The organism is Chryseobacterium culicis (assembly GCF_002979755.1).
In the GTDB taxonomy this organism is placed as follows: Bacteria; Bacteroidota; Bacteroidia; order Flavobacteriales; family Weeksellaceae; genus Chryseobacterium; species Chryseobacterium culicis_A.
Genome location: NZ_PCPP01000002.1, coordinates 277,148 through 289,622, shown reverse-complemented (window position 1 = coordinate 289,622; position 12,475 = coordinate 277,148). Strand labels below are relative to the sequence as shown.

The 12,475-nt window shown below is 31.7% G+C and carries 13 protein-coding genes; 11 read left to right on the top strand and 2 right to left on the bottom strand.

Annotated features, from left to right (window positions below; genetic code table 11):
• Positions 1 to 236 precede the first annotated feature (236 nt).
• Positions 237 to 599, bottom strand: a complete 363-nt coding sequence (locus CQ022_RS14425) for a hypothetical protein (protein WP_105683048.1) — start codon at positions 597 to 599, stop codon at positions 237 to 239.
• Between the two features lie 43 nt (positions 600 to 642).
• Positions 643 to 882: a helix-turn-helix domain-containing protein gene (locus CQ022_RS14420; RefSeq protein WP_105683047.1), complete on the bottom strand. Its 240-nt coding sequence runs from the start codon at positions 880 to 882 to the stop codon at positions 643 to 645.
• Positions 883 to 1,062: 180 nt separating this feature from the next.
• On the opposite strand from CQ022_RS14420, the gene CQ022_RS23195 reads away from it, so the two are divergent.
• From CQ022_RS23195 to CQ022_RS14365, 11 genes are all read left to right on the top strand, one after another.
• Positions 1,063 to 1,422 (top strand): superinfection immunity protein, encoded by a 360-nt coding sequence (locus CQ022_RS23195; RefSeq protein WP_105683403.1) that lies wholly within the window; start codon positions 1,063 to 1,065, stop codon positions 1,420 to 1,422.
• Between the two features lie 342 nt (positions 1,423 to 1,764).
• A complete protein-coding gene (locus CQ022_RS14410; protein ID WP_123864442.1) occupies positions 1,765 to 3,975 on the top strand; it encodes a type VI secretion system Vgr family protein in 2,211 nt (736 codons plus the stop codon).
• Between the two features lie 10 nt (positions 3,976 to 3,985).
• Positions 3,986 to 4,999 (top strand): polysaccharide deacetylase family protein, encoded by a 1,014-nt coding sequence (locus CQ022_RS14405; protein WP_105683046.1) that lies wholly within the window; start codon positions 3,986 to 3,988, stop codon positions 4,997 to 4,999.
• A 2-nt stretch (positions 5,000 to 5,001) separates the two neighbouring features.
• A complete protein-coding gene (locus CQ022_RS14400; protein ID WP_105683045.1) occupies positions 5,002 to 5,262 on the top strand; it encodes a hypothetical protein in 261 nt (86 codons plus the stop codon).
• A 4-nt stretch (positions 5,263 to 5,266) separates the two neighbouring features.
• A complete protein-coding gene (locus CQ022_RS14395) occupies positions 5,267 to 5,596 on the top strand; it encodes a DUF4280 domain-containing protein (RefSeq protein ID WP_105683044.1) in 330 nt (109 codons plus the stop codon).
• Between the two features lie 182 nt (positions 5,597 to 5,778).
• Complete coding sequence (locus tag CQ022_RS14390; protein WP_105683043.1) at positions 5,779 to 6,894, top strand: cysteine desulfurase family protein; 1,116 nt, start codon at positions 5,779 to 5,781, stop codon at positions 6,892 to 6,894.
• A 9-nt stretch (positions 6,895 to 6,903) separates the two neighbouring features.
• Complete coding sequence (locus CQ022_RS14385) at positions 6,904 to 9,117, top strand: DEAD/DEAH box helicase family protein (protein WP_105683042.1); 2,214 nt, start codon at positions 6,904 to 6,906, stop codon at positions 9,115 to 9,117.
• A 4-nt stretch (positions 9,118 to 9,121) separates the two neighbouring features.
• Positions 9,122 to 9,364: a hypothetical protein gene (locus CQ022_RS14380; protein WP_105683041.1), complete on the top strand. Its 243-nt coding sequence runs from the start codon at positions 9,122 to 9,124 to the stop codon at positions 9,362 to 9,364.
• Complete coding sequence (locus tag CQ022_RS14375) at positions 9,354 to 11,504, top strand: AAA family ATPase (protein WP_105683040.1); 2,151 nt, start codon at positions 9,354 to 9,356, stop codon at positions 11,502 to 11,504. The genes CQ022_RS14380 and CQ022_RS14375 overlap by 11 nt, the downstream gene beginning before the upstream one ends.
• 2 nt (positions 11,505 to 11,506) lie before the next feature.
• Positions 11,507 to 12,028 (top strand): hypothetical protein, encoded by a 522-nt coding sequence (locus tag CQ022_RS14370; protein WP_105683039.1) that lies wholly within the window; start codon positions 11,507 to 11,509, stop codon positions 12,026 to 12,028.
• Between the two features lie 33 nt (positions 12,029 to 12,061).
• Positions 12,062 to 12,457, top strand: a complete 396-nt coding sequence (locus CQ022_RS14365) for a hypothetical protein (protein WP_105683038.1) — start codon at positions 12,062 to 12,064, stop codon at positions 12,455 to 12,457.
• Positions 12,458 to 12,475: the final 18 nt, after the last annotated feature.

The following is a 12,475-nucleotide window of genomic DNA, read 5'->3' as shown; positions in this document are numbered from 1 at the left end:
AATTTACCAGGCAAATTCAAATCTGTGAAAATATAGAACTGTATGATTCAGATCTATAATCATACTTAAAAATTGTTATTTAAAGAAAATGTACTTATTTTTGCAACGAAAGAATAGGATAAATAAAATCTGAACAGCTTAACAGCAGGATTTCTACAATCTGAACAATTTTTTCATTTTAAGCATACTCTTCAATAATATTTGTTAAGAATAAATAAAGCAAATTAACATTCATGTTACCTTTTGCAATTATAACGTTCAAGGCTAAAATCTACTTTTGCAAATTCAGATAAAAAGAAGCAAGGAACCTTAAATACTACCTTATCTTCAATAATATTCATGAAATTCATCACGCTAAGCAGAACTTTTTTGGAACCATCTTTACTATCTTTAAATGGTATCCACTGCATATTTAATGAAGCTAAGCAAGCAAAAGCATCTTTTACTAATTGCTGATCTGGATAAAAAATAAGTTCATCAAGGTTTATTGTAATAGGTATAAGAATCGTTTGACAACTATTCACGTAATCGACATCTTGCGTTTTTCTACTAATAAGAGTTAAAATATCCTGCATGATTAGATTGGTAGCTGTACTCATAATAAATAGTAACTTAATGCTAATTTATAAATTATGTCACCTACTATTCAAACCCATCTGCAAAAAATTCATTCATAGTCATACCAAAAGCATTAATAACTTTTGCTAAGGTACTAAATCGTAAATCTTCACCTTTTTCATATCTGCCATATTGAGCCCTGGATATATTATGCTCATAGGCAAAATATTCATAGCTTGAATACCCTTTAGCTATCCTAATCTCTTTTATCCTCTTACCAAGCTTCTTTAAGACTTCATCCTTTAAAAATTCTTTTTCCTCCATGTAATCTCTATTAGAGAATACAAAGCTTGGAAATAAGCCTTGTTTATGTTACCACTAAAAAGATGTATCTAATTAGTGGCTTTTTGTTTAAATGTTTTATATTTGAACGTATTTTTTAAAGAATTACAGTATTCTCTTAAACAAAAAAGAAATGAATAATAATAAAAATAAATTATAAATATGCTAACAATACTTGCTACTACAAGTCATAACAACGGAGGATTTCCGTTATTCAAAATAATTGTTTTTATTTATTTTATACCCACTATAGTCGCTTTATTTAGATCACCTATAATAAGATTTAAATTTTTCAGTGTATTGCTAATCAATCTCTTTTTTGGATGGACAGTATATGGATGGTGGCTAGCATTTGCAAAGGCTTTTTCAAGTAGAAATACAATTTATATAAAAAATAATTCTGGGAATATGATATCTTCAGACAAATATGACCATTTAGATAAATTAAATAATTTGCGTGCTTCAGGTGCTATTAATGAAGAGGAGTTTGAAGCTGAAAAACAAAAAATATTAAATCATTAATAAAAGTAAATTATCTGAAAGTAATGAAGGTTATTCTAACAGTTAAAGAAGAGAATTTAGAATTTATTTTAAAACAATTTCTTAGACTTGAAATTAAAGCAATAAAAATTAAAAAAAAGAATAAACAACGGATCCTGAAGTCAACCTTTCCAAATACATACAATGAACCCGATGAATAAGCCTCAAGCTATATTATCTTAATATTGTTTGGGATGCCACAAAACTCTAGCATTCTCATCAATCGTAGCTTTACTACACTTTTTAAAGTTTTTTCAAATTTGTATATGTGGTATTATCTATTTATCTATATTTGGTGATATAAACACAAATACCACAGTATTAATGAGAAAGAATATTTCCAATTCTGAAAAGATTTCAGAGAACCATATATCAGGAATTAACCGTGTGGTTAAGCTTGATATTGTGGTGGAAGGGAAATCTATCAGTCATTTTAAACACTTTCGTTTACAACAAAGTGTCAGAGCACACCATAATTTTGAACTGACTTTAGCTCATGATTCATTAGGTGAAGTACAGAACTACAATCTTGAAGAAGCCCAACAATTTTTAGGAAAACGAATTACAGTAACTTTCAAATATAAAGATACTGAAAACGAAAGTCCTGAAAGAACGTTTGTAGGTGTTATTACGAAGATTGCTTTTAGCCAGGAACAAATGAGCCTAGGTAATATTGTGCTTAAAGGATACAGTCCAACAATTTTGATGGATTCAGCCCCACATACTCAGAGTTTCGGAGGAAATCAATCTGTAAACACGGCTATCATTGCAGATAGAATTATTAAGGAAGCACTGGGAACAAGTAAGTTTGATTTCAGAATAGAAACCCAGAATAAAGGCTACATTAACTATAGCTCTCAATATTGTGAAACTCATTACAACTATCTTGCAAGACTTGCAGAAGCTTATGGAGAACAGTTTTATTACGATGGGTATATTCTACATTTTGGGAAGCTTCCTCCATCTGAAAAGCCAATACAGCTTGTTTACGGAAGCAATGTTACAGATGTACAGGTAGAATTAAAAGCAGTACACACTAAACCTGAATACTTTGGCTATAATAGTAGTAACCATGCAAAAATGCTAGGCTCTAATAATAACATTAAACATTTAGGAAATTTATCAGCCAAAGCCTATGAATTGAATGATAATATTTTCAAAACAAGGTCTCTTACTCCTACCCCCATTAATGCTAATATGTTTCTGGATGTAGATGATTCTCAAAAGAGTGCAAGAGGGAGTAAGGCTGTAGAAGTTTTTACTGTTTCTGGAAACACAACCGTTCCTTTTCTGTTTGTAGGTTGTGTAGCAGATATAGACATGAGAAATCAAGATAGTAACCAAACTTCCCACTTCACTACATTAATGATGACAGAGATAAGCCATGAAGTGGATGCAAGAGGCTATTATACTGGAAGTTTTGAAGCTATAGCTGAGGGAACAGGTTTTATGCCTAAACCAGCTTTTATAATGCCTAAAGCAGAGCCACAAGTGGCAACGGTTATCTCCAATATTGACCCCTTAAATCAAGGTAGAATACAAGTGCAGTTTGACTGGCAGTTGAACGATACTACTCATTTTATCCGAATGATGAGCCCTGATGCTGGTGGCACAGATGCAGTAAGCCAGAATAGAGGCTTTGTGGCTGTTCCAGAAATAGGAGACCAAGTAATGGTTAACTTTGAATATCATAATCCAGATTTCCCTTTTGCAATGGGTGGAATGTTTCATGGTGGTGTTGGTTTAGGAGGGGGAATGGATAACCGAGTAAAATCATTACAGACCAGAAGTGGGCACAGATTAGTGTTTACAGAGGATGAAAGTATCTTATTGACTGATAAAAGTGGTAACGAATTGAGATTTGATACAAAGGGAAGCAATATCAACATTACTGCTCCTGAAACCATAACCATAAAATCAAAGAACCTGAAGTTTGATATTGAGGAGAATATTGAAACCAAAGCAGGAAAGAATATGGATACCAATGTTGGTGAAAATATTAAGATTATTGCCAAGCAAGAGATAAGCCAGGATAGTGGTAAGAAAACCATTATCAATGCTGGAACTAATACTGAAATTTCAGCAAGAGCCCACCTAGACCTGTATGGCAAAGAAAAATTCATAGGTTATACAGATGGACAGACAGAGTTCGGAGCAAAAGACAGAATGCATGTGTATGGGGCTAACTCATTATTGACTGCTAAAGATAAGATTGAGTATAAAGCCCCTCAAATGAACAAGCTTCCTCAAAATGGGGAGTTTGATTATACTAAAGAGAAACAAATTGTAAGTGCTCAATGGATGGATGCAGATATGAATAAAGAAATTACAATGGCATCTTATGATGAAGAAATAAGTTTATTGGTTTATACCAGAAACTATGAAGAAGGAGAATCAATTACACTAACTGTATATGAAGTTGATGATAAAGACATAAATAACGGGGAAAAAGAAATAACTCTTACGGGTAACGTTAAAAAAGATGGCTTTGCAGAGCTAAAGAGAAGTGTAAAAGTAGAAAAACAACAAGCTTAATTCTAAAGTAATGGGAGATACTAAAATATTGGCTATACGTGAATTGAAAGACACTAAACCTGTTAAGATTGTCCAGAGAGAAATCTATTTAACCTTTGATGATGGAATACAGGCAGGAACAGAAGAGGTTTTACAATTACTAAAGGAAAAAGGAATCAAAGGAACATTTTTCTTAACAGGGATACATTTATATTATTTTATTGAGAAGAGTAAGGATAGAAAAAAAGCTTTAGATATATTAAAAGATATATATGAGAATCATGTTATAGGTAATCATAGCTATTCACATGTAAATGATTTTTATAAAAATGCCTATAAGGAAGGGATTAAATATAAAGGAGATGGAAGTAAGCCAGAAGATAAAAGAAGTGTGTTTACTGATTTTACAAAATGTAAAGAGCAAATTTTGTATTACTTAGATGAAATTTATGGAAAAGGAGTTATAAAGAATAGGAATGTTCCTTTATCTAAAAACCAGACAATCCCTCTGGCTAGATTTCCAGGAAGAAATACTTGGCACACTAAAGAATTTGTAGATATTGATTCCGATAATAGTAAGGATACAAAAGATGAGGCTAAAGAATTATTTGAAAAAAGAGGTTATCAAGTGTATGGCTGGGACTGTGAATGGAATATAAAGAGTTGGGATTTTAAAAATGCTTCTGTTGCAAAGGTTCAGGAAAAAGTTAATAATAAAACTATGGATTTTGGAAACGATGATCATATTCATCCCTACTATGATATGTACTCGAAACAATATATTGGATTTGATAGGGTTTCAGAATCTTGGGAGACTGTTCGTGATGAACTATTAGATATGTCCTATTATGGGGGATTATGGGATGCTGTTGGAAAGAAAAATGGGAAAGTTATTTTGTTAATGCACGAAAGAGCATTCAGAAATGGAAAATTAGTTAATGGAGTTGTAGATTTGAAAAACAAAGATGAAGTAAACAAATTGGGGCAACTCATTGATTATTTTCAAAAACGAAAAGCAGATTTTAAAACATTAGATAAATACTAACTATGAAAAAGATATTTTTAAGAATGTTATTACTTCTTTGTACTGTTTTATTTTTTGTAGGATTGTACTTTTATCCGTTTGAAACTAATAAACAGTGTGGAGAGCTCTCATTATGCTGGGTTAAATTTGGTGTATATGAGTATGATTATGACTCAGAGGTAGGTAAGGCTTATTTTGGTAAAGATATCCAGTTTTATAGAAAGGTTGGAGGTTTCTGGGAGTATGTGGGATTGAAAGAAATAGATTGTCATAAACAACAATAAAATAATGTCTCAATATATAACAGATACCACTAAGTTAAAATGTGATAAAGGAGCTTCACCAGCTCCACTCACAGTAACAAGTCAATCTTTCATGAGTATTGATGGAAAGCTACAGGCCACAGAAGAAGACAGACAGCCTAATATTAACATTAAACCTTTTGGAATGTGTAGTGTTTTAAGATCTTCCTGTACTCCTTTACCAATTAAATGGGATAATACCTCTGATTTTGAAATTGATGGCAAAAAGGAACTATTAGACTGCTCTACCTGTTACTGTTCTGTTGGAGGAAAAATATCAATTGTAAAGTGTACTCAAAACTTTGTTGAAGAATGATATGATTTTGCAAGGTGGAGAATATAACATCTTGTATAGTTGGAATATGCAAAACGGTCTAGTATAAACATGATTACTGGCTATAGTTTTTAAATCATGAAAAAAAGTTGTATTCTTATAAGGCAGAGGATCAGGTTTGTAAATTGTTTATAACATTTGTAATATTGTAATAAAAAGATAAAATGGCATTTAATTACTTTGATACTGCAAGCACAACAAAAGTTGATTCACGAGTTTTTGAATCAATGCTTCCTTATTTTACAGAGTTATACGGAAATGCATCCAGTAATCATGATTTTGGTCAAACATCACAGTTGGTCATTGAAAAATCCAGAAAGAAGGTTGCCGACTTGATCAATTCGAATGCCGAGGATATTACTTTCACTTCAGGATCAACTGAGTCTATTAATATTGCACTCAAAGGATATGTGGAAGCAAATTACGAAAAGGGAAACCATATTATTACAGTAAAAACGGAACATAAAGCAGTTTTATCAACTTGTGAAAACCTCGAAACTAAAGGTGTAGAAGTTACTTATCTAAATGTTAATGCTGAAGGGTTACTATCCATTTCCGAACTTAAAGATGCTATTCGTGCCGATACCATTTTAATTTGTATAATGTACGTTAACAACGAAACCGGGGTTATCCAGCCTATTAAAGAAATCGGAGATTTAGCTAGGGAAAATAATATTGCTTTTTTTTGTGACGCAACACAAGCTATTGGGAAAATACCTGTTGATGTGCAAAAAGATAATATCGATATGCTTTGCTTTAGCGGTCATAAGCTAAATGCTCCCAAAGGAGTTGGTATTTTATTTAAGAGAAGAGAAATCAGCGTGACTCCACTATTTCATGGCGGAAGTCAAGAAAAAGGATTAAGACCCGGGACCTATAATACCCCACTTATAGTAGGTTTAGGTAAAGCATGTGAGATTGCAATTAAAGAGCAAAATCAGAATTTTCAGATTAATAAAAACTTACATGATTATTTTATCAATATGCTAATGGATATTAAAGGTGCAAAACTGATTGGAAGCAAGAATAATTGTGTATTTAACATTATGAATATTTTTATACCGGGGCTAGATTCCGATACATTTATCCCTCAGGCAGTTAATTATGCATTAAGCAATGGTTCAGCCTGTACTTCTCAAATTATTGAAAGTTCTCATGTTTTAAAAGCAATGGGATTTACAGATGCAGAATGTAAGCAAACGCTTAGAATATCAATCGATCATAATACTAAAGAATTTCAGATCAAAGATTTTATCGATTATTTGAAAAACCATATATAATAATACATTATGATGAAAGACGCAATTTGGGCGAAAGACAGAGACTATAAAACAGGAAGCGATGATGAGCCTTTGCAGTTTTATTTAGACTCATTATGCAATAGCAAAAGTTTTGATCTTTTGTTAGGCTATTTCAGTTCATCTGCTTTAAATGTTCTTTCGTTAGGATTTGCAAATTTCATTCACTCCGGTGGAAAAATGAGGATTATTATCAATAATGTTCTGTCTTCACAAGATAAAGAAGCTATAGAAAAAGGTCAAGAAAAAAAAGATATTATATTACATGACTTTAATAATCTTTATAATTTAAAAATGGCATTAGATGATTACGGGACTCATTTTTTTGAATGTTTTGCCTGGTTAATTGCTAATGACAGGATTGAATTTAAAATTATCAAACCCAAAGACAAGAAAGGAATTGCCCACTATAAATCCGGAATATTCAGTGACGGAAAAGATACCGTAGGGTTCAAATCCTCGTGTAACTTTACCGCCTATGGTCTTTTGGAAAATTTGGAAGAGCTTGAATGTTTTTTGTCTTGGGATGATGAAAGATCAAGAAAGTTCATCAATAAACAAGATAGATACTTTAATGAAATATTTAATGGTACGGCAGATTTTATAGAATATTTAGATATCACCAATATTAAAGAATCCCTTCTTGATATCTTTGGAAATAAAAGTCTCTCGGCATTACTTATTCAGGAAAAAGAATTACTTGAAAAAAAGAGCATTGCTTTACAAAACAGTAAACTTCAAAAATCTGTTAATTCTGCAATACAACAAACTGCCAAGTATTACAAGTTAGAACAATCACCAAAATTTCCTTATTCCGAAGGTCCGAGGTCGTATCAACTTGAGGCACATGAAAAATGGCTGGCAAATGATAAGAAAGGTTTATTTAATATGGCAACCGGAACAGGTAAAACATTGACTTCTCTTAATTGCCTTCTTAATGAATATAAAGTTGGAAAACATTATAAAGCCATTATCCTCGTCCCAACAAAAGCCTTGTTAGAGCAATGGAAAAATGAATGTAAAAAATTCAATTTCAACAATATAATAACAGTAAGCAACAAAGAAAAATGGCCACAAAATATTTCTTTTTTAAACAGTGCCAGTAATTTTATTGATATTTCATTTGTGATAATTGTCACTTATGCCGCTTTTTATAAAAAAAATTTCCAAGCTCATTTTCAGGAACTTCCAAAAGACACCTTATTTATTGCTGATGAAGCTCATAATTTGGGATCTCCAAACATTTCAAGACTATTACCAAAAATACATTTACATAAAAGGATTGGTCTTTCAGCAACTCCTGATAGACAATTTGATGATACCGGGAATAAAAAAATCGAGATTTTTTTTAATGATACGCCGCCGTATATCTATAGTTTCACTATGGACAAAGCCCTCAAAATGGGATGGCTATGCAAATATAAATATTACCCTCACATTATAAAACTCACGGATACTGAACTATCTGAATATATTAAAAAATCCAAACAACTAATTAAATACTTTGATACAAAAACCAAGAAATACAAGGATTGTAAAGAAGTTGAAATGTTATTATTAGAGCGAAAAAGAATTATTCACAAAGCTTTTAATAAAATCGAAATGTTCAGGAAGATAATTGAAGAGGAGTTTAATAAGAAAGGAACTTTAAAATATAGTCTAGTTTACGTTCCGGAAGGCATTGAACCAAATTATGAAAAAGATGACGATCAAAATGAGACTATTGAAGATATAAAACTTATTAATGAATACACCAAAGTTATAAGCAGGACACATTCTTCAATCATGGTAAAACAGTTTACTTCAAATACAATTAACAGGGATCATGTCATCAAAGATTTTCAAAACGGAGATATTGACGTTTTAACTTCTATTAAATGTTTAGATGAAGGAGTTGACGTTCCCAGAACCGAATTAGCAATATTTTGTTCTAGTACAGGAAATCCTCGGCAATTTATACAAAGACGCGGAAGAGTTTTAAGGATACATCCCGAGAAAACATATGCTATAATACATGACCTTATCGTTGTACCTGAGGCAGGAGGTGAACTGACTTTTGATATGGAGAAAAACATGATTCAAAAAGAACTTGAAAGAGTTGTCGATTTTTCTAACCTCTCAAGTAATAAAATTGACACCTATAATGAGCTTCGGGAGGTTCTTACCTATTACAGTATTAGTTTATCAGATATTAAAAACAAATAACCATATGGCACGAAAAGACGAAATATTTATGAGTTTTCTTAAACACGAAATTATTCAGGAACAATATGACATTCCTCCCGCAGATCTCCCGAAAACAATACAAGAAGGATTGGATTCAAAGCATGCAATTATTAAGACCTTGGCAGTTGTTGTTGAAAATACTGAAGGCCCCAACAACATCTTAACAGATAAAGCATTATATGCCCAAATTACACAATTCTTAAATTTAGAGACCAATGATTATTAAAGAAGTTCTTATAGAAAACTACCAGTGTTATTATGGGGTCAAGAAATTTAACCTAATGAACGGTCTCAATATTATATTGGGAGAAAACGGTGAAGGGAAAACAAAATTTTTTGAAGCCCTACAATGGCTTTTAAACAGTACCAAAAGTGAAAGACCTGAAGGTCTTGATTTTTTAATTTCCAAAAAAGCAATGGCTTACTTGGAATCGGGTAGCTCATTTAAAGTTAGAGTTGAAATTACAGTTGAACAATTTGAACAACATAAAATATTAACAAAGGAATTTGTCGTTGATAAATCTGATACCAATGATTTTGAGATCAGCAATTTTGTTCTTAAAGGCATTCAGGAAGAAATTAATGGCGAGCGTTATCCTGTAGATGGTTACAGTTTGCTGGAAGAAATATTTCCCCGAGAAATTCAGAAGTACACTATGTTTAAAGGGGAAGATGAACTCAATATTTTTGATAGTGAGGAATCTTTGACGGTTTTGGTAAAGTTATTTTCAGATACAAAACATTATTATAAGTACGAAAAAAAAGGCGCATTTTTAAAGGATGCAGCAGAAAAAGCTGTTGATAATGCATCAAAAAAGAATTCTCAAAATCAGTCTCAATACAGTAGATTAGAGCGGGAAATTGGCACTCTACTAGGCAAAAAAAGAAATTGCCTTACTTTTTTGGAACAGACTACTAATAACATTGATAAAACTAAAAAAAACATCAAAAATGCTGAAAAGTATGTTGATAATGCCAAGACATTAGATATCATCAATAAAAGAATTCAAATTATACAAGAGTCCTTGTCAAAAACAGAATCTCAAATTGATGAAAACTATACAACCAATTTATTGGATGAGAAATGGATTCTTATGCATTTTGAAAATATTCATCATGAATTTACCCAAAAGATTACTGAATTTAGCAAGCAAAGACGCAAGCTTCAGTCACAATATGATAAAGACCAAGGTATAAAAGAAGGAGAAAAAAGAGCGAATATTGCTTTATTGAAAGATCTTATACCGCTTCCGATAGGCACGCCTTCGAAAGCAATTATGGAAGAAATGATAAAAGACAAATTTTGCAAAGTTTGCAATCGTGAAGCAGAAGAAGGTTCTGAAGCGTTGGAATTTATGACAAATAGATTACAGCAATATCTGGAGGCTCAAACAGAAATTCAAGAGGCTGAGCCTAAAAAGCTTTATAATTTCAACTATACGGGTAAGTTAGTATACCTGAGCAGTAATCATGAAGATAGTCTGGCAGACATCAGAAATATCCCTTCAGAGATTGAGTCATTATTTGAATTCAATCATAAAAGAAAAGAAGAAGCGAAAGAGCTTAAAGAGAAACTTGAAAAGGAAATTAAGGAAAGATCTAAAATTATTGGTAATTCAACAATCGGCTCTGAGGATCTAGATGTAGTATTAAAAGATTACAATTCCTGGCAGAAAGATTTAGAAGACTTAAAACAGGAATCAAAAGACTATACCTTAGAACTAGAGGATATTAATGGTAAACTGAAAATACTAGAAGATAATAAGGATGAAATTGACCTCACTAATGCAAGTAAATTTCTTCTAAACACAAGAAATATATTAAGACATGTAGAAACAATTCTCATTGATACTAAAAATAGAAAGTTTGATGAATTTGTAGGCCGACTAGAGAACAAATCCAACGACATATTCTCAACAATTAATGTCGATGCATTCACAGGAGTAATCGTTTTTACAATTAATAGCAACAGGGAAAAAGTTAAAGTTCAACTACAGGAAGAAGATGGAAGTATATTTTATTCTCCTAATCAATCATTACTGACATCTATGCATATAGCTGTTTTATTGGCCATCTCGGATCTTGCTCATGAAATTCGAGAAGAAGGTTATCCTTTGCTTTTTGATGCTCCTACATCATCCTTCGGATCCAGCAAAATGACTCAATTTTTAAATTTGATCTATCAAAGAGAAAATCAGACCATTATTCTTCTTAAGGATTATATTGGAAGAGACAGTAATGAGGCATTACAAATAGAAGAGGATTTTGCACATGTAAAACGGAAAAAAGCTTTCTGGCTTAGATTGGAGAGGCCATTTGACGAAAAGAATTTAAAAACTATTAACACTGAAATTGTAGAAATTTAATTATGGACAATTTATTTGAAAAATGGAAAACAAAAATTCCTCAATATGATGAAATCTTTAAAGCTACAGTCTTTGAACCCTTATCAAAAAAGTTCGGTGCTGAAGGTGAAAAAAAGATCAGTTTAGGAAAAACCTTTAGTAATAATTATGAACTATATATATATGCCTTTTTTCTGGGCCTATACAGCGATGAATATATATCTATCAATAAAAATACCAAGAAAGAGAATTTTAGCTATCCTATCATGAGTTGGGGAAGTAAAACCAATATTTCCACAAGAAAAGACTTCACAAAAATTCAGGAATATATATTTATAGCACTCATGGCAAAAACAGATATTGATTTAATTGCACTGGATAAAGGAGAAGTTTCTGAAGACCAAGTCATCAAAGATTTAATAACTACTATGGAATCCTATACTAATGGGGGATTAACCCTTATCAAAGAAAAACTGGAAGACAATCCAGGATACCTTATAAATCCGACGTCTTATCTGGATATGATTGTAAGATTAAAACAGTAAAATTATAATTGATTTTAATTTAAAAACTTAACCATGGATCCTGAAGAATTTGTTAAAGGACTTAAGCGGGATAAAGCAAGGGGTAATCTTGCTCCGCATCAGATTATCTTACTCATCTCCTTTCTGAATATTTATGCCAAGCTAGAATCTAAATACTTTGATATTACTGAACTTGAAAGTGAATTTCAGCAGGTATGGAAAGACTATAAAAGCCAATTTGCTTCGACTAATAATAATATTGGATTACCTCTAAAGGCTTTTATAAATAGAGATTATATACGATTAACATTAAAAAATGACATAAGCAACTTTAGAAATACTCAAGAGCTTAAACGAGAAATATCTACAATTGAAATTGATACCATATTAATTCAATTACTGCAACAAAATGATATAAAAAGTTATCTGATATCCAAAATAGCACATTAACCAGTTCGGCAATGGTTT